Source organism: Ornithinimicrobium cavernae (genome assembly GCF_003121625.1).
In the GTDB taxonomy this organism is placed as follows: Bacteria; Actinomycetota; Actinomycetes; order Actinomycetales; family Dermatophilaceae; genus Ornithinicoccus; species Ornithinicoccus cavernae.
Genome location: NZ_QDDJ01000001.1, coordinates 289,721 through 309,266 on the forward strand (window position 1 = coordinate 289,721; position 19,546 = coordinate 309,266).

The following is a 19,546-nucleotide window of genomic DNA, read 5'->3' on the forward strand; positions in this document are numbered from 1 at the left end:
GTTGCCTCAGACTGGCGCCTCCTGCATACGGTCCGCCGAGCCGGTGGTCACAGGGTCGCGCTGGACCAGACCTTGCCCGAGTCGGTCACCATCTCGACCTCAGCAACCCCCGGGTCGGGGACCACCCAGCTGTTCGGGCGGTCCGGCGACAGGGTCCAGCGGCCCACGTCCTCGGTGCCACCGTCCTCGAGCCGCACCCGGCACAGGTAGCTGCGGCCGGGCTGCCCGGAGGAGACGTCGACGACCAGGACCGGCTCCCCCGAGCTCCAGCTGCGGGACACCGTGCCGACGCGCGTCCCGTCCGCGGTCGTGAGGGCCACGCCCGCCGACGCCACCGGCACCTCGGTGGTGGGGGCACCGTCCGGTGGCCCGGTCAGGGCCAGCGTGAGGCCCGAGCCGACACCGAGTCCGAGCACGGCCGCGGCGGCAACGCCCAGCCACCACCGCTGGCGGGCCCGACCGTCCCGAGTGCCCGCCCGCACGGTCGGGCGCTCGGCGTCCAGCCGGTCCAGGACCCGGGCCGCGAAGCCGGGCGGCGGCCCGGTCCGCGGCACGGCGGGGAGCGTGGCCTCCACGGCAGCCGACAGCGCCTCGAGGTCGGCCCGGCACAGGGCACAGTCGGCGACGTGGGCCACGACGGCATCGCGCTGCGGGCCACCGAGCTGCCCGAGGGCAAGGTCCAGGACGAGGTCCGGGTCGGGGTGCTGCTCAGCCACGGTCCACCCCCTCCGACTCGGGCGTCGCATAGGCGGCGCGCAGCCGCTGCAGGCCGTCGCGGATCCTGGTCTTGGCGGTCCCGAGCGGGATCCGCTCCCGCTCGCTGACCTCGCGGGCCGTGCACCCACCGACCACCGCGAGCACCACGGCCCGGGCCTGGTCCGGCGACAGATCGTGCAGCCGGCGGACCGCCCGCTCGGTCTCCAGACGGTGGGCCGTCGTCTCGGCGAGGTCGGGCGACCCGAGGGTGTCCTCCACCAGCTGGTCCAGGAACTCCGCGTCGGCCGGCACCGGCCGGCGGGACCGCACCGCGTCGATCGCCGTGTTCCGGGTGATCGTCAGCAGCCAGGTGAGCACGGAGGCGCGCCGGATGTCGTAGCTACCGGCGGCACGCCACGCCTTCACGAACGCCTCCTGACTCACGTCCTCGGCCAGCCCGGGGTCCCGGGTGATGCTCAGCGCCATACCGAACACGGCGCCCTGGAAGCGCGCCACGAACGCACTGCCGGCCTGCGGGTCGGCCACGGCCAGGCCCGCGAGCAGCGCGGCATCGGCGGCCCGGTCGGCTCTCGGGACGCGCGGCATGTCAGGTGTTACGGACGCGGACGAGGGAAGGATTGGCCAATCCGGGCGGTCCCCGGGACGCGTACCACCCTCCACGACAACTCCTACCGCTGGAGGAACCATGCACCGCACACACCTGCTCTGGCCGGCGACGGCACTGTTGCTCGCCACCACCCTCGCTGCCTGCGGCAGTGACGAGCCAGACCAGTCTGGCACCGATGCCACCCCACCGGCAGAGACCACCACTGAGGAGACCTCGGAGGAGACCACCAGCGAGGACATGACCGACGGGGGCACGACCACCGATGACATGTCCGGACAGACCGGCGAGGCCATGGGTCCCGGGCCGGTGGTGTCCACCGCCGACACCGACTTCGGGACGATCCTGGTGGACGGCGAGGGGATGACCCTCTACCTGTTCACCCAGGACAGCCCCAACACCTCCGCGTGCTTCGACGACTGCCTCGCCGCCTGGCCGATCCTCGAGGGCGAGCCGACGGCCGGTGAGGGGGCGGACGACAGCCTGCTCGGCTCCTTCGAGCGCGAGGACGGCACCATCCAGGCGACGTATGACGGGTGGCCGCTCTACTACTTCGCCCAGGACCAGGCGCCCGGTGACGTCACCGGACAGGCCGTCAACGACGTCTGGTGGGTCATCGACGCCGACGGCGCCGCCGTCACCGAGGCTCCCGGGGAGTCCGATGACGGCGGCGGGATCGACTACTGACGAGTCGCGCCCTGGTCGACCGCACGTGGCCGCCGCGCCGTGGCTCGACGACCGGCGGCTGCTGCGGTGCGGCTGCTCAGTCCTCGGTGTACGGCTTGGGCAGCCGCATCCCGCGGTCGGCCATGAGGTCGCGCAGGACGTCCGGGTAGTCGGTGATGAGGCCGTTGACGCCCATGCCGAGCAGGGCCTCCATCGTGGCCCGGTCGTCGACCGTCCACGGGATCACCTCGAGCCCCTTGGCGTTGGCACGCTCGACCATGTCCGCCGAGACGTAGAACTCGAAGCCCTCCTGGCCGACGGTGCCGTTCTGCGGGAAGCCGTAGACGGGCGAGACGGCCACGACCCCGTCGATCGACGCGGCGGCCTCGACGAGGTCGCCCCCGAAGTCGTCCGCGTCGATGCCGCCCAGCCACGGCGACGCCCCCGGCTCCCCGACCTCGAGGAAGTCGTGGTTGGTGAGGGCGACGAGCGGCAGGTCGGGCGCGATCTCGTGCATCTCCATCAACGCGCCCCAGTCGAAGGACTGGATGGTGACCTGCTGCTCCATCCCGGCCGCCGCGATCTCCTCGTGGACCCGCCGGACGAACAGCTCGCGCGGCGCCGTCTGCTCGGGAGCGCCCGCCTCGACCTTGGTCTCGATGTTGAGGGTGAGCTGCCGGGCGTCGTAGGCCTCGACCAGCGCGAAGACGTCCTTGAGCTCGACCATGGGACCGGTGACGACCTCCTGACCCGGGTGTCCGGGCAGCTGCTGGTAGCCGCACTCGACCGTCTGCACCTGCTCCAGGGTGAGGTTCGTGAGGTACCCACCGACGTACGGGTACTCGGGGTCGCCCGGGAAGGCCGGCCCCGTGTCCCGGCACTTCTGCGCCGAGATCTGCCGGTCGTGGGTCACCACGACGGCGCCGTCCTCGGTGACCTGGGTGTCCAGCTCGAGCGTGGTGACGCCCAGCTCCATCGCCTTCGCGAAGGCCTCCGGCACGGACTCCGTGGTCAGACCGAGGCCGCCACGATGGGCCTGGAGGTCGAAGTGCGTCTTCTGGGGCAGCACGTGGCGCTTGGGCTCGTGCCCGGGGGCCTCCGCCCCGGGCGCTGCGGCGGGCACCGCCAGGGCGGTGGCCGCCAGCGCGGCGGCAACCAGGTGGGTCAGCATGAGGTCTCCTCTGGTGGGGGGTGACAGCGCCGGCGGCACTGCCGCACAGGCTCTCCGCCGACGCTAGGCAGTCACCCTCCCCACCACGACAACGGTGAGCAAACAGCCGCTGCACGGGCCCTGAACGGTTGCCGCCGTCGGTCAGACCGCCGCCAGCCCCGCGGCCGGTGCGGTGCGGGCCGCCCGGCGTGCCGGCAGGACGGAGGCCAGCACCCCGGCCGCGATCGCCACCGCGAGGATCACGCTCAGCCGGGTCACCGGGAACGCGAGCACGGCCTCGGTGTCCTCCGGCATGAGGGTCTGCACCCCGAGCCAGGCGTAGGTGACACCCAGCACGATGCCCAGCAGGGCGCTGACCACCGCCAGCAGGACACCCTCGACGGTGAGCATGCCGCGCAGCTGTAACCGGGTCAGCCCGAGCGCGCGCAGCAGCGCGTTCTCCCGTGTGCGCTCCAGGACGGAGAGCGCCAGCGTGTTGGCGATGCCCACGACCGCGATCAGCACCGCCACCCCGAGCAGGGCCGTGGTCACCAGGACCAGAACGTCGAGCATCTGCGTGATGACGGCCCGGTCCATGGCCGAGCCGCTGAGCGTCAGGCTCTCCTTGTCCGCGACCTCCTGGATGCCGGCCAGCGTGTCGGCCAGGTCCACGTCCTCGGCCAGTCGCACCAGGACCGCACCGGGGACGACGGAGTCGCCACCCAGGGTCTGCAGGTCGGTGACGTGCAGCGCCAGGTTGTAGCCCACCGCGAGCTCGACGATCCTCAGCTCGCGGGTCCCGCCCGGGCCGTGCACCGGGATGGTGGCACCCGGCTCCAGGCCGTGGATGTTCAGCATGTCGCGGCTCAGGCCGATGGTGCCCGGCACCAGCTGCTGCAGCGCAGGGCTGCGCACGACGTCGCCGTCGCGTGCCGGGTCGAGCCCGAGCGTGAGCGTCGAGGCCCAGGACTCGTCCAGGTCCAGGTAGGCCGTGTCCACGGCCCGCGCCGCCTCGACACCGTCGACGGCGCCGAGTCGTGTGTCGGTGTCCCGCCCGAGCGGCAGGGGCACCGTCGTCGGGGCCTCCGACTCCTCGCCCGACCCGGCACCGTCGACGTCGTCGGCCGGGGTGCCGGTCTCCTCCAGATACTCCCCGCCGGTCTCGGCCACGAAGTCGACGGCGTAGGCGGCGTCGATCTCACCGATCGCGGTCCGCTCCCCCGAGGCTGCGCCGATTGAGGTCATCGTGATGAGGGTGACGCCCACCAGCAGCGCCGCGCTCGTCGCGGCCGCCCGGCCCGGGTTGCGCACCGCGTTGTCGACCGCGAGCCGGCCGGGAACCCCGGTGGCACGCGCCAACAGACCCAGCGCCCGGACCGCGGCCGGGACGATGACCACGGCAGCGAGCAGCACGCCGACGAACGAGACCAGACCACCGACGACGCCGCTGATCATGTCTCGGTTCGTGGCGGCATACGCCATCGCTGCCCCGCCGGTCCCGACGAGCAGGATCGCGGCGACCAGGCGGACCCCGCTGATCCGGCGGCGGTCACTGGCCTGCCCCGCCGGCCGCAGCGCGGCGAGCGGGGAGACGCGGGTGGCCCGCGCCGCCGGCCAGAGGCCGGCGAGCACAGTCATCGCCGTGCCGACGGCGAGCGGCAGGAGCAGCATCAGTGGGGTGATCGCGATGCGGTCCGCCAGGGGAATGCCGAGGTCGAAGCGTCCGGCCAGCACCAGCAGTCCCTGCCCGCCCAGCAGCCCGACGCACACCCCGACCGCGGATGCGACGAGACCGAGGACGAGGGCCTCGAACAGGACCAGCCCGCGGACCTGGCGCTTGGTCGCGCCCACGGCCCGCAGCAGGGCGAGCTCGCCAGTGCGCTGGGCCAGGGTGATGGTGAAGGTGTTGGCGATGACGATCGCTGCGGTCGCCAGGGCCACCGCGCCGAACCCGAGCAGGATCCCAGCGAGGATGTCGGTGCCGCCGGTGAGCTGCGCGACCCGCTCGGCGGCGGCCTCGGGGCCGGTCTGCACGACGGCCGAGGACCACGCCTGCGCGACGGCCTCCCGCGCCGCTGCCTCGTCGGCCCCGGGCGCCACGTCGGCGATGAGGGCCTCGTAGGACAGTTGCGGGTCGATGGACCGCAGGGTCGCGTCGGCGGCCACGAAGCCTGGCCCGAAGGCCAGCGCAGAGGTGGCCTCGTCAAAGCTGGCGACGCCCACGACGTTGAGCGTCACCGGGGTACCGGGCTCGCCCGGCTCCGCCGGGACGGTCGTGACGGTCAGCTCGTCACCCACAGCAACGTCCTCGGCCAGGATCTGGTTGACGACGACCTCTCCGACGCGGCTGTCCTCCCCGACTGCAGCGCCGTCGGTCAGGGTCAGTCCGCCGAGCGGGACGGACGCGCCCATCACCCACTCCTCCGGTCCGAGCTGGGCGGAGACGTTGGTGGCGCCCCGCACGTCCGTCAGCTCGGGCAGCGCGGCGAGGTCGTCGAACGTCTCGGCCCCGATCCAGCTGTTGTCGGTCCCGGTCACCACCACGCCGGCCTCCCGCAGTCCGGCTCCGACGGCGTCCTGCAGGCCCCGCTGCATGGTGACCATCGCAGCCAGGCTGGTCGTCAGGAAGGCCACGCCGATCACGATCACGACGGCCGCAGAAACCAGGCGCCGTCCCTTGGAGGCCATCCCGGCGGTCATCCAGCCCCGCGCACCCGCCATCAGAGCCGACCCAGATCACGCACGGCCGCGAGCACCGCGTCCGCGTCAGGGTCGAGGATCTCACCGGCGACCCTGCCGTCAGAGAGGAGCAGAACCCGATCGGCATACGACGCGGCCACAGGGTCGTGGGTCACCATGACGACCGACTGTCCCCACTCATCGACACTGCGCCGCAGCAGCGACAGGACCTCCGCCCCCGTCGTGGAGTCGAGCGCCCCGGTCGGCTCGTCGGCGAAGACGACGTCCGGTCGGGTGACCAGCGCGCGGGCCAGGGCCACCCGCTGCTGCTGCCCACCCGAGAGCTCACCGGGCCGGTGGCTGAGCCGCTCCTCGAGCCCGAGGCCGGTCACCACCTGCCGCAGCCACGCCGGGTCCCCCTGCGACCCGGCGAGTTGCAGCGGCAGGCGGATGTTCTGCTCCGCGGTGAGGGTCGGCAGCAGGTTGAACGACTGGAAGACGAAGCCGACCCGCGAGCGGCGCAGGCGGGTCAGGGCCGTGTCGGTCATCCGGGTCAGCTCGGCGTCGCCCAGGAAGACCCGGCCGCTGGTGGGGGTGTCCAGCCCCGCCAGCAGGTGCATCAGGGTGGACTTGCCCGACCCGCTGGGCCCCATGATGGCGGTGAACCGGCCGGCCTCGATCCCGACGGAGACCCCGTCGAGGGCGCGCACCGCCGTCTCCCCGTGGCCGTAGGTCTTGGTCAGGTCTATCGCGCTGGCGGCCAGCGTCGCCCCCGGGCTGACTGCCCGCTGCATGCTCGTCTGTGTCATGCCGATGACGCTACGGAGCGGAGGCCGGTCCGCGCGTCGGTCCGCGGGCTGGACCGCAAGTCAGGTGCCCTGCCCCCACAGGCCGAGCACCGTCATACCGGGGTATGACGCATGACTCAGAGGCCGTCGACCTCCCACGTTGCACGAGGGTGCCGTGGGGCCGCGAACCTCTGGGCACCACATGATGGAACGGCCACTGCGCACCGCTGCCCGAACCGCGGCATCGCGTCGCTCCCGGGCCGCCAAGATCTCAGCCTGACCCGCATCAACTCGGCCGTGGAGGCGCTGACGCGTTCAAATACCCGGCGTTCGCGGTCTGCGATGGCGCCGAGGTCCATTCTACTTTGTCTCGTTCGGGTGGTTGGTGTGCACATCCTCGAGGTGGACGATCTGCCCGTCCACGTAGAACCAGATTCGCGCGTTGCTCCCCAGCTTGTACTGCCACCGCTCGTGCCGTTTACCGCCGCGGCTGATCCACCGAAGTTCGTCCTTGAGTGGGTAGTTACCCAGAGCCCTCTCGAGCGGAGTGCTGGTCAGCCACTCCCAGGCCGTCACAACGTCATTCCGCCGTGTCGCCAGCATCGCCTGCCAGCCCTCTCCGGCCGACTTGGACGCGAAGTGGATCGTGAACTCGCTCTTTCGCAGAGGTCTGTTGACGACCTGGCCCCGCTTGCTCACGCGCGGGGGTCCGGGACCGTCTCGCCTTCGTCCAGCCACTCAACCTGGCGGTCTGCATAGCCCATGGAGATTGCCACAGCGCTGTCCTGCCAGGAGTTGAGGGTGATCAGAAGCCTCTCGTAGCGACTGACCGCCGCGCAGGCTCGGGCGACGCGGACGACCTCTTCGGCGAACTCCTCGCGCCCACTGGCACTCAGGAACTCCATCCAAGGGAAGACGCTCATGAGCCGCTCTGCGAAAGGGGCATCGCTGGGCGCGAGGGATGCCGCGACCAGGTGGGAGGCCAACTCGACCCCCGCCCGCTCGGTCTCCACATTCTGACGGCTCTCCAGGACCAGGTCCTCACCGTCGCGCCGGGTGACGATCACAGGCCCCTCGTCGGCAGCCTTGAACACCTCACGAGAGTTGCGGCTCAACTCGGAGGATTGGACACTGCGGGTGATCGTCATGCTCATGGCCCCTAGTATTCAGAACACGCTCTGAATACGCAAATCACATCGGCAGACAACGTCCTGGACATCTGGGTGCAGGCCACCGAGGGGGCGAAGTTCTGGGCATCGGTCTGCGCCGAGTTGGCCAACCGCGGCCTCCAGGACGTGCTGATCGTCTGCCGTGACTTGCCCACCGACTTCCCCGAGGCCATCGAGGCGGCCTGGACCGGCGCGTTGGTCGAAACGGTTGTGGTGTACCTGACCCGGGCCTCCATGCACTTCGTGTCCTACACCGACCGCAAGGCCGTCGCTGCCATGCTGCGCCCGATCTACACCGCGGCGAATGAGGACGCCGCGCTGAAGGCGTTCACCGACTCCAACCTCGGCAAGAAGTCCATGTCAGTCCCCGACCAGTCCGGTCTCGTAGCCGGTGATGACCATGTGCACTCGGTCCCGCAGCTGGAGCTTGTGCAGGATCCTGCCGATGTGGGTCTTGACCGTGGCCTCGGCGAGGAACAGCTCGGCCGCGATCTCGCCGTTGCTCAGGCCCCGCGCGACCGCCACGAGCACCTCCCGCTCCCGTTCGGTGAGCGGCGCGAGACGGGCCTCGGCCGTCTCGGCGCCCCCGCCGGTGTCGTCGCCGCCCGGCAGGTGCTCGGCGAACCGGTCCAGCATCCGCCGGGTCGTGCTCGGGGCCACGACCGCGTCGCCCTCGTGGACGGCCCGGATGGCGGTCAGCAGCTCGGCCGGCCCGGCGTCCTTGAGCAGGAACCCGGAGGCCCCGGCCCGCAGGGCGGAGAAGGCGTACTCGTCCAGGTCGAAGGTGGTCAGCACCAGGACCTTGGGCAGGTCGCCCGCCTCGGACAGCCGGCGGGTGGCCTCGACACCGTCCATGCGCGGCATCCGGATGTCCATCAGCACGACGTCGGGACGCACCTGGGGCACCGCGGCGAGCGCGGCCACGCCGTCGCCGGCCTCCCCGACGACGGTCATGTCGTCCTGCGCATCCAGGACCATCCGGAACCCGGCCCGGACCAGCTCCTGGTCGTCCACCAGAAAGAGCCGGATCGGACCACCCTCCCGCGGCTGATCGCTCACTGCTGGCTCCTTCCGGTGCGCGCGGGCACCTGCTCCGAGGCGGTCACCGGGACCGGGACGACGACCTCCAGCGTATGCGGCGTGGCTGGCTCGGCGGGTCAGCGCGAGTCGGAAGGGGCTGAGCGACCGTGAAGGGCCGCCCTCCGGGGCTGGGTCAGTCCACGGGCAGCGTGACGGAGTCGACGAGCGCCCCGCCCTCGTAGAGCGAGACCGTGGCTGGGCCGTACTCCACGTCGACCACCTCTGCGGTCCACGCGCCGTTGGGGCACGCGTCGGCCGGCGCCTCGGGGGCGTCGGTCGAGATGCTGTAGGTGTAGCTGCCGTTGCGGGGGGTCTCCATCTCACCGGTGGCGCCCTCGGCGACGTAGTCGAACGACTGGCCGGGCGCCACGTTCCCGCCGGGGTTCGTGCACTCGACCGTGGCCGAGGCGTCTGCCGTGACGACGATGTTGAACGTCTCCGAGCCGAGCCCGGCCACCTTCCCCTCACACGTCACAGCGAGGCCGTCACCCTCGCAGTCCTGCTGGCCGACGAAGTGGCCGTTCTGGGCGGAGGCAGCCGGCGGAAGGCTGGCGGCGAGGACGAGGCTGGAAGCGGCAATCATCAGCGTACGCATGGTGGCTCCTTCTCCGTGCGGCTGGCGATGAGGCCGGCGGCACGATAATGGATTGCTGACTGGCGCCGACCTGGTCGGCCGGACGCCTTCGCAGACTCGCAAGAAGTCCTCGAATATCACCGACGCTAAACACGCTCTTCAGGCGCCGCAAGACGAGAATGCGGGCCTGGGAAATCTTGACCAAGTGATGACTTCTTGAATTGCTACGCGTCGCTTTATGTTTCCGACACACGTCTTTTTTGCCTCGTGCGCGCGATCAAGGACGCGTCTGCTGGCTGCCTCCGCTGTCCGCGGGCACCTGCTCCGAGGCGGTCACCGGGACCGAGGCGACGACCTCGAAGCCGCCGCCGACCCGCGGCCCCGCGTGCAGGGTGCCGCCCAGGACCTCGACCCGCTCGCGCATCCCGATGATCCCGTTGCCGTGCCCGTCCGGCACGACGGCGTGACTGCCGTACCCGTCCTCCCCCGGGTCGGTCCCCGGGTCGCCGACCCCCCAGCCGTCGTCGGTCACCCTCACGAGCAGCACCGCCGGGGTGCGCAGCACGTCGACGACCACGCTGGCGTCGGGCCCGGCGTGCTTGAGGACGTTGGTCAGGGACTCCTGCACGATGCGGTAGGCCGCCAGGTCCAGCTCCCGCGGCAGCCGCTCCACCTCGCCGCGCACCGCCAGCGTCACCGGCACCCCCGAGTCGCGCACCCGCTGCACGAGGTCCTCGAGGTCACCCAGCCCCTGCGCCGGCTGGAACTCCGCGGCGCTACCGCTGTCCCGCAGCACGCCCACCAGGCGCCGGGTGTCCGTGAGCGCCTCCCGCGCGGTCGCGGCGAGGGTCTCCAGGGTCTGCGCGGCGTGCTCGAGCGCCGCGGCGTCCCCACCGGACCCACGGTCCAGTGCCACGCGAGCGGCATACGCCCCTCCGTCGGCCTGCACGACCACGACCGACAGGGAGTGGGCCACGATGTCGTGCATCTCCCGCGCGATCGTGGCCCGTTCCCCCTGCGCCGCGAGCGCCGTCCGCTGGGCCTGGTCCCGGGCGAGTGCCTCGTTCTGCTCGCGCAGCCTGGCGACGACGGCGCGACGCCTGCGGACCGCGTCGCCGAGCACCCACGCGACGCCGACCGACATCCACATGAACAGCAGCATCGGCACCATCTGGACGATCAGGGAGTCGACGCTGGGGCTGTAGAAGCCACGACCCACCAGCCAGTCGAACACCCCGAGCACCGAGCCGCCCAGCCCTGCGGCGACCACCGCCCGCGTGTGCCAGCGCTCCTCGCCATAGGCGGCCACCGCATACGTGATGGCCAGGGCCGCCACGTTGGAGACGAGCGGTTCGTCGAGGATGACGAGCTGGAGGACGCAGGAGGCCGCGATGACCATCGCGGCGGCGAACGGCTGCGTGCGACGCCAGGCCAGCGGCAGCACCTGCGTGGTGGTGAGAAGGAGGGTCCACGGACCGCTGGCGCCGCTGATCACGACACACACCAGCCACGCCAGCCCTGCCAGCACGGCGTCGACCAGGAAGGGGGAGCCCTGCACCCAGTCGCGTGCTCTCCGGACCGATTCCATCCCACGAGCGTATGCCGCGTGGCCGGGCCGGCGAGTCAGCCGCCGGTCTGAGGTCGGCCGGGTCGGTCCTACGACTTCGGTCGCAGGCGGCTGCCGCCGGAGCTGAGGGGTGGCGGTCGCCCGGCTTCGGGGATGGCCGGACGTCACCCCTCTCCCCTACGGTGTCGGTGTCAACCCTCGTGCCGACACAGGAGACCCGTATGTCCACCCGCCGCACCCTCGCCCTCGGGCTCGTCATCGCCGTTGCGGGGCTCACGCCCGTTGCCGCCTCCGGCGCCCCGGACCGCACCCCTGACCAGGCCGACAGTGCCCACGATCTCGACCTGTCCCTGCTGGTCACCACGGACATGCACGGGCGGGTGATGGACTGGGACTACTTCCGCGACGCCCCCTACAGCGACCGTGCCGGTGACTCCGTGGGTCTGGCCAAGGTCGCCTCGATCGTGGACGCCGTGCGCACTGAGGTCGGCGACGACCACCTGCTCGTCCTCGACAACGGCGACGCGATCCAGGGCACGCCGCTGTCCTACTACTACGCCAAGGTCGAGCCGATCACCGAGACCGGTGCGGACCACCCGATGGCGACCGCGTACAACCTGATCGGCTACGACGCCCAGGTCGTCGGCAACCACGAGTTCAACTACGGGCTGGACCACCTGAACGCCTACGACGCGGACCTGGACTTCCCGCTCCTCGGCGCCAACGTCGTCGACGCCGCGACGGGTGAGCCGGCGCTGCAGCCCTACACGATGATCAGGAAGAAGGTGAAGGGCCACAAGCCGGTCACCGTCGGAGTCCTGGGCCTGACCACACCGGGCTCGGCGATCTGGGACAAGGGCAACGTCGAGGGCCGGGTGGAGTTCCTGGACATGGTCGACACCGCCGCCCAGTACGTGCCGCAGATGAGGGCCGAGGGCGCCGACGTCGTGGTCGTGCTCAGCCATGCCGGCATCGGCGACTCCTCCTACGACGACTCGGTGCTCCCGCCGGAGAACCCGGCCGACGACATCGCGCGGTCGGTCCCCGGCATCGACGTGATGGTCATCGGGCACACGCACCAGGACGCGCCGCAGCAGGTCATCACCAACGAGGCCACCGGCGAGCCGGTGCTGCTCACCCAGCCCTACCGGTGGGGCAGCACCGTCTCCCGCGTTGACCTCGACCTGCACAAGCAGCGCGGTCAGTGGGACGTGACCGGTGCCGAGGCCGTCGCGATCCGCACCGCGGACTACCCCGAGCACCCGGGGGTCGTGGCGGCGCTGGCCGACGAGCACGAGGCGACGGTCGACTACGTCAACCAGGTCGTGGCGACCGCGACCGAGGAGCTGTCGGGCGCCGCCTCCTACTGGCAGGACACGCCGATCGTCGACTTCATCCAGCACGTGCAGACCGAGACCGTCGACGCGGCCCTGGACGGCACGGCATACGCCGACCTGCCGGTCCTGTCGATCGCCGCACCGTTCTCGCGCGAGGCGGTCTTCCCCGCCGGTGATGTCAGCGTCCGGGACATTGCCGGCCTGTACATCTACGACAACACCCTCGAGGCCGTCACGATGACAGGTGCCCAGATCACGGACTACCTGGAGTACTCCGCGAAGTACTTCGCGACCGTCCCGGCCGGTGACACATTCGACCCCGCCACGGACGTGAACGCCGACGGCACGCCGGACTACAACTACGACATGCTCTCCGGGGTCAGCTACGAGCTCGACCTGTCGCAGCCGGTCGGCGAGCGCGTGGTGAACCTCGCCCTCGCGGACGGCACGCCGGTGACTGCTGACACGGAGTTCGTGGTCGCGGTGAACAACTACCGGCGCTCCGGCGGCGGCAACTTCCCGCACATCACCAGCGCGCCCCTGGTCTACAACGAGCAGCAGGAGATCCGCCAGCTGCTCATCGACTGGGCCGCCGACCGTGGGGTCATCGACCCGGCCGAGTTCCACACGGAGAACTGGTGGCTGACTGTGGCCGGGGAGCGGGTCGTCGACTGACCTTTCTCCGCGTGGTCGTGTCGGCGCTCAGACCTGCAGCGTCTTCGCGATCGGCACGCCCACGCGGTACGGGAGGTGCAGGTAGCTCGGGGCGCTGAGGACGGCGAGGTCCGCCCGCGCGCCGACCCGCACGACCCCCACGTCCGAGCGCCGGAGCGACCGGGCCGCCACCACCGTGGCGGCCCGGACCGCCTCGGCCGGGGTCATGCCCATCTCGCGGACGGCGAGGGCGATCATCAGCGGCATCGAGGAGGAGTTGCAGGTGCCCGGGTTGCAGTCGGTCGCGATCGCCACCTCGACCCCGGCGTCGATCAGTCGTCGGCCGTCCGGGTACGGCGAGTGCGTGGAGAACTCCACGCCGGGCAGCAGGGTGGCGACCGTCTCGGACCCGGCGAGGGCGTCGATGTCGGCGTCGGACAGGTAGGTGCAGTGGTCCACGCTGGCCGCGCCGAGCTCGACGGCCAGCTGCACGCCCGGCCCGTGGCCCAGCTGGTTGCCGTGGACCCGCAGCTCGAGCCCGGCCTCCCTTCCGGCCAGGAGTATGCGGCGCGCCTCCTCCCCGTCGAAGGCGTGGGGGGAGTTCGGCTCGCAGAACACGTCGATCCAGCGGGCGTAGGGCGCGGCGGCCTGCAGCATCTCCCCCGCGACGAGGTCGACGTAGCTCCCGCGGTCCTCCCGAAACTCCGGCGGCACCACGTGCCCACCGAGGAAGGTGGTCTCCTCGGTGACCTCACTGGCCAGGCGGAGGGCCCGCACCTCCTCCTCGAGGGTGAGCCCGTAACCGCTCTTGATCTCCACCGTCGTGGTGCCCTGCGAGCGCATCTCGTCGACGCGGGCGGTGAGGAGGGCACGCAGCTCGGGGTCGGAGGCCTCGCGGGTGGCTGCCATCGTGACCGCGATGCCTCCGCCGTCGTAGGGCTGACCCGTCATGCGCGCGGCGAACTCGGCGGACCGGTCGCCGGCATAGACCAGGTGGGAGTGGCTGTCGACGAACCCGGGGAGCACGGCCTGGCCCCCGAGGTCGAACGACCAGTCGGCAGCAGGAGCGTCAGCGGCCGCACCGACCCACTGGACGGTCGTCGGCGCGTCCTCGAACTCCGCGCCCACGACGACTGCGGCGTCGTGGAGGATCCCGAGGCGGTCGGCCTGGTCGGCCCCCTCAAGAGTCTCGTCGCAGGTGACTAGTTCGCTGATGCCGGTGATGAGGATCGCCATGGCTGCTAGTCTCCCGCACCCATCGGTGCGCTCAGGGACCGGTCCACAGCAGGTCGATGACCTCGGCCATCCGGGGCCCGAGCCGGCGCCCGTCCTCAAGTCGGTGCCGCCCCTCTGTGACCACCACCTCGCCGTCGACGACCACGGTGTCGACATCGGCAGCGGTCGCGGCCAGCAGCACCTGGCCCGGATCCGCCCCTGCCGTCCGTGGGGAGTCGAGCCGCACTGCCACCAGGTCGCCGCGCGCCCCGACCTCGAGTCGACCGGCGTCGGGCCACCCGATCGTGTCGTGCGCCGTCGCGGCCACCAGCAGCTGGTCGGGTGTGAACCGCCCGCGTTCCAGCGTGTCCAGGCGTTCGTGCATCTCCAGGGCGCGCGCCTCCTCGATGAGGTCGATGACCGCGTGCTGGTCGGACCCGAGGGACAGCCGTGCCCCGGCGTCGACAAGGGCCCGGGCCGGGCCGATGCCGTCAGCGAGATCGCGCTCCGTGGTCGGGCAGAAGCACGCGGTGGACCGCGAGTCACCCAGCAGCGCGATATCAGCGCCGGTCAGGTGCGTGGCATGGACCGCTGAGAACTCCGGACTGAGGGCTCCCTCCGCCGCCAGCAGCCCTGTGGGCGTCAGTCCATAGGCCGCGAGGCAGGCCTCGTTCTCCGCCGGTTGCTCGGAGACGTGCGCGTGCACCGGCGCCGCTCCACCCGGACGGGTCCGTCCGAACTCTGCGACCCGCCCCAGCGCTTCCCGCGGCACGCCGCGGACGGAGTGGATCGCGGCGCCGACCCGCAGGTGCCCAGGGCCACCTGCAGCGTGGTCGGTCAGCTCGGACACCCGCGTCGCCCACCCGTCGACGCCCCCGTCGCCGAAGCGCAGCTGCGGACCGGCGAGCTCGGTGTGGCCGTCAGCGGTCAGCCCGCCCGCCAGGTAGCAGGTGTCCAGCAGGGTCAGCCGGATCCCGGCGTCACGAGCGGCCTCCACGAGGGCGTGGCCCATCGCGTTCGGGTCGTCATAGGGTGTCCCGCCCGGCTGGTGGTGCAGGTAGTGGAACTCCCCGACGGCGGTGATGCCGGCCAGCGCCATCTCGGCATACGTCGCCCGGGCCAGCTGCAGGTAGCTGTCGGGGTCCAGCCGGTTCGCTATGGCATACATGCCCTCCCGCCAGGTCCAGAAGGTGCCGCCGCCGCTGTGCGTGCGCCCCCGCAGGGCCCGGTGGAAGGCGTGGCTGTGGCAGTTGGCCAGTCCGGGAAGGACCACCCCGGGGAGCCGTTCGGCCCCGTCCGCAGCCGCCTGGACCGCCGGCACGCCGACGGTGATGGCGGCGAACCGTCCGCCCACCACGTCCAGGACGACGTCGCGCGCCGGGCCGTCGGGCAGCAGCGCCCACTCCGCGTGCCACTTGCGCTCGCCGGTCATCGGACCAGCTCCAGGAGCTGCTCGAGGGCGCGCTCGGGCCCGTCGGTGGTGACGATCTCGGTGTCCGCGACGGCGCGCAGCAGCGGCTCCACCTCGGCCAGGTCGGTCAGGACCCGGTCCTCCTGCTCAGGGGTCTTGCCGAAGGGGTTGGTGTCGCGCGTCCGCAGCCGTTGCCGGATCACCTCGGGCGGCGCGCTGAGCAGCACGATGTGGTCGAAGTCGTCACGGAACCGACCCTGGTTGCTGGCGCACCCCGCCACGAACAGCACGTCCTGGGGACCGTCCAGGAGATCCTGGACCCGGTCCTCGAGCCACAGCACCTCACCCGGTTGTCCGATGCTCTCGGTGGTGTAGCCCTCGTCGAGGTCCACCGCACAGTGACCGCGCGACCGGAGCAGCCCGACGAGCGTCGACTTGCCGACCGCGGACATGCCGGTCAGCAGTATGCGGGTGCGCCCCTTGGCGGGTCGTCCCACCGGTCCCGTCGGTTCTGCAGAAGACGTCGCACGCGACTCGTTCTGCAGAGCATTGCGGGTGGGAGGCTCGTTCTGCAGAGCGCTGAGGGTGGGAGGCTCGTTCTGCAGAGCACTGGGGGTGGTCATCGGGTCACCAGGTCCTGGACGCACGCGGTGAGCGCGTCGACGCCGGCGTGGCAGTCATCCCGCTCGGCGAACTCCTCGGGGCTGTGCGAGATGCCGGTGGGATTGCGGACAAAGAGCATGGCCGACGGGATCCCCGCCGCGGCGAGGATGCCCGCGTCGTGTCCCGCACCCGTCCCGAGCACCGGGACGCTGAGCTCCGCCTCACTGGCCAGGACGTCGCGCAGCCGGTCGCTGAGAGGCTGGTCGAAGCGGGTCGTCGCGGTCCACGACTCCTCGGTGACGGTGGCGCCGAAGTGACCCGCCCGGGAGCGCAGCTCCTCGACGGTCGCCCGCACCTCGTCCTCGTCGGGGCCGCGGCTGTCCAACCAACCCGTCACGTGGCTCGGGATCGCGTTGACCCCGCCCGGGGTGACCGCGACCTTGCCGACGGTGGCGACGCAGCCGCGGAGCTGGGCCTCCTTGCGGGCCCCGAGGACGAGGTCGGCATACCCGAGCATCGCGTCCTGCCGGTCCTCCAGCCTCGTGGTGCCGGCATGGTTGGCCTCGCCCGGGAAGTCGAAGCGCCACCGGCCGTGCGGCCAGATGTCGCTGGCGACGGCCACCGGCACGCCGAGGTCGACCAGACCGCGTCCCTGCTCGACGTGCAGCTCGACGAAGGCGCCTACCCGCCGGAGGGCCTCGGCGTCAGGACCCACGGCGGAGGGGTCGCGCCCCGCGGCGGTCAGGGCCTCCGCCATGCTTACCCCTTCGGCATCGGTGAGCGCCAGCGCCCGCTCCGGTGTCATGGCGCCCGTGATCACCCGGGAGCCGGCGCACGCCACGCCGAACCGCGCCCCCTCCTCGTCGACGAAGTTGACCACGGCCAGCGGACGGTCCGGCCGGACGCCGGCCGCCCTCAGCCGGTCCACGGTGGCGAGCGCGGACACCACACCCAACGGACCGTCATACGCCCCGCCGTCCGGGACGGAGTCCAGGTGGGAGCCGATCGCGACCCCGCTGTTCCCTGCCGCGGCGGCGTCGTCGACCGTGCCCGGACCGTCCCACCACCAGCCCCACTGATTGCCCATCCGGTCCTCGGCCAGGTCCAGGCCGCGGCGCCGGCACTCGGCCGCGAACCACTCCCGCAGGGTGTGGTCCTCACCCGTCCAGGCGAACCGCCGGTAGCCCCCGCTCTGAGCACGTCCGACCGGCTCCAGGTCCTGCCACATCGCGTCGAAGGTCACGGCCTCATCCTGCCCCTTCGACGCCGGCGCCGCAGGCGGGGGCTCTCACTCCTCGGTGGTGTCCGGCGAGTCGCCGCGGTCCCGCTTCGTCGGGCCGGTGGTGCCTGACGACTCGCCGGGCCCGGACTCCGACGATCCGCCGTCCTCCGGGGTCCGGTCATCGTCGGACCCCGTCCGGTCACGGTCGGACCCCGGAGGCTCACCGGTGACCGAGAGAGGGGTCTTGATCGGCCCCGGGTGCAGGTCCTCCAGCGACGGCACGTCGCTCTCGGCCGTCGGCTCCACGAGGATGGTCAGCTCCTCGTCGCCATGCATGGCGACACCGCTGACGACGGCCTGCTTGAGCATGTCGACAGCCTTCTCCCGGCGGAGCATCATCGGGTCGTTGCGCAGGTCCTTGGTCAGCGCGAGGCACAGGCCGGCCATCACCAGGACGAACGGCAGTGCCGACAGGATCGTGATGTTCTTGAGGCCGTTGAGGGCGGCGGCCGGGTCGTCGCCGGTGCCGGCCATGAGCATCACCGCCGCGACGCCACCGGTGAGCGCACCCCAGAAGATCACCGTCTTGCGGCTCGGGTGCAGCGTGCCCCGCTCGGAGAGCGAACCCATCACCATCGACGCCGCGTCCGCACCGGAGACGAAGAAGATCCCGACCAGGACCATCACCATGACGCTGGTGATGGAGGCCAGGGGGTACTGCTCGAGCATGTTGAACAGGGCCAGGTCGAAGGACATCGGCCCGTCCGCCGCGGGCGCCGTCGTGTCGGCGACCGCGCCGGTCGCCTGCTGGGTGCGGATGGCCGCGCCGCCGAAGACGGCGAACCAGATGACGCTGACGATGCTCGGCACGAGGATGACACCGGTCACGAACTCGCGGATGGTGCGGCCCCGGCTGATCCTGGCCAGGAACATCCCGACGAAGGGGGTCCACGACACCCACCAGGCCCAGTAGAAGACCGTCCACCCGGACAGCCACACGTCCATCGCGTCGCCACCGCTGGCGTTGGTGCGCGAGGCCATCTCGGTGAGGTCGGTGAGGTACTGGCCGACCGACGTCGGGACGATGTTGAGGATGGCGACGGTCGGGCCGACGACGAAGACGAAGACCGCGATGGCCAGCGCGAGCACCATGTTGATGTTCGAGAGCCACTGGATCCCCCTGGCGACACCGGAGACCGCGGAGGCGATGAAGGCACAGGTCAGGATCGCGATGATGCCGATGAGCACGGGCGTGCCGACCTCACCGAACCACCCGTTGAACGTGAGGCCACCGCCGATCTGCAGCGCGCCCAGGCCGAGGGAGGCGGCCGACCCGAAGAGGGTCGCGAAGATCGCCAGGATGTCGATGACCTTGCCGACCGGGCCGTTCGCCCGGTCACCGAGCAACGGCTCGAAGACCGAGGAGATGAGCTGGCTCCGGTCCTTGCGGAAGGTGCTGTAGGCGACGGCGATGCCGACCACTGCGTAGATCGCCCACGGGTGCAGCGACCAGTGGAAGATCGTGGTCGCCATCGCCGTCTCGAGGGCCTCGGCCTGCTGGACCTGGGTCTGCAGCAGTCCCCCGTCACCGGTGTAGTTGGCCGGGTCGTAGCTCGTCCCGGGCGGCACGAGGTAGTGGTAGAGCGGCTCGGCCACCCCGTAGAACATGAGCCCGATGCCCATGCCGGCGCTGAACATCATCGCGATCCACGAGACGGTGCGGAACTCCGGCGTCTCGTCGTCCTTGCCCAGCGGGATGGTGCCGTAGCGGCTGGCGGCCAGCCAGAGCGCGAACACCACGAAGACCGAGGCCAGCAGCACGAAGACCCAGCCGGCGTTCGTCATCGCCCACCCGAGGGCGTTGCCCGCGGTGGCGCCGAGGGACTCGGTGCCCAGGAAGCCCCACGCCACGAAGCTCAGGGCGATGACCGAGGCCACCCCGAAGATGACTCTGTCGAGGCCGCCGCGGCCGGTCCCGGACTCCTCGGCCGTGCTGAACATGTGCTCCAGCAGCTCGTGCTTGCTGTACATCGGGTGCTCCACGCCCTGGTGTCCGGTGACGGGGGTCTGGGTCGTGGTCTCGTCCGAAGCCACATCTACCTTTCCTGCC

17 protein-coding genes and 1 pseudogene are annotated in these 19,546 nt (G+C 71.4%); 3 read left to right on the forward strand and 15 right to left on the reverse strand.

Annotation, left to right across the window (positions count from 1 at the left end):
* Positions 1 to 47: 47 nt before the first annotated feature.
* Positions 48 to 716 carry a hypothetical protein gene (locus DA085_RS01340; protein ID WP_109471125.1) on the reverse strand — a complete coding sequence of 223 codons (669 nt, stop codon included), beginning with the start codon at positions 714 to 716 and terminating at the stop codon, positions 48 to 50.
* Positions 709 to 1,302 (reverse strand): RNA polymerase sigma factor, encoded by a 594-nt coding sequence (locus DA085_RS01345; protein ID WP_109471126.1) that lies wholly within the window; start codon positions 1,300 to 1,302, stop codon positions 709 to 711. The genes DA085_RS01340 and DA085_RS01345 overlap by 8 nt, the downstream gene beginning before the upstream one ends.
* A gap of 100 nt (positions 1,303 to 1,402) precedes the next feature.
* Here DA085_RS01345 and DA085_RS01350 point away from each other — a divergent pair, with 100 nt between their 5' ends.
* Positions 1,403 to 2,008 carry a COG4315 family predicted lipoprotein gene (locus DA085_RS01350; RefSeq protein WP_161958384.1) on the forward strand — a complete coding sequence of 202 codons (606 nt, stop codon included), beginning with the start codon at positions 1,403 to 1,405 and terminating at the stop codon, positions 2,006 to 2,008.
* A gap of 76 nt (positions 2,009 to 2,084) precedes the next feature.
* Here DA085_RS01350 and DA085_RS01355 read toward each other — a convergent pair whose 3' ends face one another.
* The 5 genes from DA085_RS01355 to DA085_RS01375 all read right to left on the reverse strand — a co-directional run bounded on the left by DA085_RS01355 (position 2,085) and on the right by DA085_RS01375 (position 7,758).
* Positions 2,085 to 3,158: a glycerophosphodiester phosphodiesterase family protein gene (locus DA085_RS01355; RefSeq protein WP_109471128.1), complete on the reverse strand. Its 1,074-nt coding sequence runs from the start codon at positions 3,156 to 3,158 to the stop codon at positions 2,085 to 2,087.
* A gap of 141 nt (positions 3,159 to 3,299) precedes the next feature.
* The gene (locus tag DA085_RS01360; RefSeq protein WP_109471129.1) at positions 3,300 to 5,858 is read right to left on the reverse strand and encodes an FtsX-like permease family protein; all 2,559 of its coding nucleotides are present in this window, start codon (positions 5,856 to 5,858) and stop codon (positions 3,300 to 3,302) included.
* Positions 5,858 to 6,625, reverse strand: coding sequence for an ABC transporter ATP-binding protein (locus tag DA085_RS01365; protein ID WP_109471130.1), 768 nt, complete (start codon positions 6,623 to 6,625; stop codon positions 5,858 to 5,860). Before DA085_RS01365 ends, DA085_RS01360 begins: the two co-directional genes overlap by 1 nt.
* A gap of 339 nt (positions 6,626 to 6,964) precedes the next feature.
* Positions 6,965 to 7,303 (reverse strand): hypothetical protein, encoded by a 339-nt coding sequence (locus DA085_RS01370; RefSeq protein WP_109471131.1) that lies wholly within the window; start codon positions 7,301 to 7,303, stop codon positions 6,965 to 6,967.
* Positions 7,300 to 7,758 (reverse strand): type II toxin-antitoxin system Phd/YefM family antitoxin, encoded by a 459-nt coding sequence (locus tag DA085_RS01375; RefSeq protein WP_237565243.1) that lies wholly within the window; start codon positions 7,756 to 7,758, stop codon positions 7,300 to 7,302. The genes DA085_RS01370 and DA085_RS01375 overlap by 4 nt, the downstream gene beginning before the upstream one ends.
* Before the next feature lie 54 nt (positions 7,759 to 7,812).
* On the opposite strand from DA085_RS01375, the pseudogene DA085_RS01380 reads away from it, so the two are divergent.
* A pseudogene (locus DA085_RS01380) lies at positions 7,813 to 8,127 on the forward strand (transposase); the annotation flags it as partial.
* A gap of 6 nt (positions 8,128 to 8,133) precedes the next feature.
* On the opposite strand, the gene DA085_RS01385 reads toward DA085_RS01380, so the two are convergent.
* The 3 genes from DA085_RS01385 to DA085_RS01395 all read right to left on the reverse strand — a co-directional run bounded on the left by DA085_RS01385 (position 8,134) and on the right by DA085_RS01395 (position 11,015).
* Positions 8,134 to 8,751, reverse strand: coding sequence for a response regulator (locus tag DA085_RS01385; RefSeq protein WP_109471221.1), 618 nt, complete (start codon positions 8,749 to 8,751; stop codon positions 8,134 to 8,136).
* A gap of 235 nt (positions 8,752 to 8,986) precedes the next feature.
* The gene (locus DA085_RS01390; RefSeq protein ID WP_109471133.1) at positions 8,987 to 9,448 is read right to left on the reverse strand and encodes a hypothetical protein; all 462 of its coding nucleotides are present in this window, start codon (positions 9,446 to 9,448) and stop codon (positions 8,987 to 8,989) included.
* A 256-nt stretch (positions 9,449 to 9,704) separates the two neighbouring features.
* Positions 9,705 to 11,015, reverse strand: a complete 1,311-nt coding sequence (locus tag DA085_RS01395) for a sensor histidine kinase (RefSeq protein ID WP_109471134.1) — start codon at positions 11,013 to 11,015, stop codon at positions 9,705 to 9,707.
* A 200-nt stretch (positions 11,016 to 11,215) separates the two neighbouring features.
* On the opposite strand from DA085_RS01395, the gene DA085_RS01400 reads away from it, so the two are divergent.
* The gene (locus DA085_RS01400; protein WP_109471135.1) at positions 11,216 to 13,006 is read left to right on the forward strand and encodes a bifunctional metallophosphatase/5'-nucleotidase; all 1,791 of its coding nucleotides are present in this window, start codon (positions 11,216 to 11,218) and stop codon (positions 13,004 to 13,006) included.
* A 27-nt stretch (positions 13,007 to 13,033) separates the two neighbouring features.
* Here the strand turns inward: DA085_RS01400 and hutI are convergent, their stop codons facing one another.
* The 5 genes from hutI to DA085_RS01425 form a co-directional block, all read right to left on the reverse strand.
* Positions 13,034 to 14,221 (reverse strand): imidazolonepropionase, encoded by a 1,188-nt coding sequence (gene hutI / locus DA085_RS01405; protein ID WP_109471136.1) that lies wholly within the window; start codon positions 14,219 to 14,221, stop codon positions 13,034 to 13,036.
* A 31-nt stretch (positions 14,222 to 14,252) separates the two neighbouring features.
* The gene (locus DA085_RS01410) at positions 14,253 to 15,632 is read right to left on the reverse strand and encodes a formimidoylglutamate deiminase (RefSeq protein ID WP_109471137.1); all 1,380 of its coding nucleotides are present in this window, start codon (positions 15,630 to 15,632) and stop codon (positions 14,253 to 14,255) included.
* Positions 15,629 to 16,108 (reverse strand): AAA family ATPase, encoded by a 480-nt coding sequence (locus DA085_RS01415; protein ID WP_202619059.1) that lies wholly within the window; start codon positions 16,106 to 16,108, stop codon positions 15,629 to 15,631. The genes DA085_RS01410 and DA085_RS01415 overlap by 4 nt, the downstream gene beginning before the upstream one ends.
* Positions 16,109 to 16,230: 122 nt before the next feature.
* The gene (locus DA085_RS01420) at positions 16,231 to 17,457 is read right to left on the reverse strand and encodes an allantoate amidohydrolase (RefSeq protein WP_272914464.1); all 1,227 of its coding nucleotides are present in this window, start codon (positions 17,455 to 17,457) and stop codon (positions 16,231 to 16,233) included.
* Between the two features lie 45 nt (positions 17,458 to 17,502).
* On the reverse strand, positions 17,503 to 19,467 hold the full coding sequence (locus DA085_RS01425) for a BCCT family transporter (RefSeq protein ID WP_109471224.1): 1,965 nt from the start codon (positions 19,465 to 19,467) through the stop codon (positions 17,503 to 17,505).
* Positions 19,468 to 19,546 lie beyond the last annotated feature (79 nt).

What these genes read in the sequence shown, in the direction of transcription:
- DA085_RS01345 (WP_109471126.1), bottom strand. Translation starts at nt 1,302, where the DNA reads ATGCCGCGCGTCCCGAGAGCCGACCGGGCCGCCGATGCCGCGCTGCTC.
- DA085_RS01350 (WP_161958384.1), top strand. Translation starts at nt 1,403, where the DNA reads ATGCACCGCACACACCTGCTCTGGCCGGCGACGGCACTGTTGCTCGCC.
- DA085_RS01355 (WP_109471128.1), bottom strand. Translation starts at nt 3,158, where the DNA reads ATGCTGACCCACCTGGTTGCCGCCGCGCTGGCGGCCACCGCCCTGGCG.
- DA085_RS01360 (WP_109471129.1), bottom strand. Translation starts at nt 5,858, where the DNA reads ATGGCGGGTGCGCGGGGCTGGATGACCGCCGGGATGGCCTCCAAGGGA.
- DA085_RS01365 (WP_109471130.1), bottom strand. Translation starts at nt 6,625, where the DNA reads ATGACACAGACGAGCATGCAGCGGGCAGTCAGCCCGGGGGCGACGCTG.
- DA085_RS01375 (WP_237565243.1), bottom strand. Translation starts at nt 7,758, where the DNA reads ATGAGCATGACGATCACCCGCAGTGTCCAATCCTCCGAGTTGAGCCGC.
- DA085_RS01385 (WP_109471221.1), bottom strand. Translation starts at nt 8,751, where the DNA reads ATGGTCCTGGATGCGCAGGACGACATGACCGTCGTCGGGGAGGCCGGC.
- DA085_RS01390 (WP_109471133.1), bottom strand. Translation starts at nt 9,448, where the DNA reads ATGCGTACGCTGATGATTGCCGCTTCCAGCCTCGTCCTCGCCGCCAGC.
- DA085_RS01395 (WP_109471134.1), bottom strand. Translation starts at nt 11,015, where the DNA reads ATGGAATCGGTCCGGAGAGCACGCGACTGGGTGCAGGGCTCCCCCTTC.
- DA085_RS01400 (WP_109471135.1), top strand. Translation starts at nt 11,216, where the DNA reads ATGTCCACCCGCCGCACCCTCGCCCTCGGGCTCGTCATCGCCGTTGCG.
- hutI (WP_109471136.1), bottom strand. Translation starts at nt 14,221, where the DNA reads ATGGCGATCCTCATCACCGGCATCAGCGAACTAGTCACCTGCGACGAG.
- DA085_RS01410 (WP_109471137.1), bottom strand. Translation starts at nt 15,632, where the DNA reads ATGACCGGCGAGCGCAAGTGGCACGCGGAGTGGGCGCTGCTGCCCGAC.
- DA085_RS01425 (WP_109471224.1), bottom strand. Translation starts at nt 19,467, where the DNA reads ATGTACAGCAAGCACGAGCTGCTGGAGCACATGTTCAGCACGGCCGAG.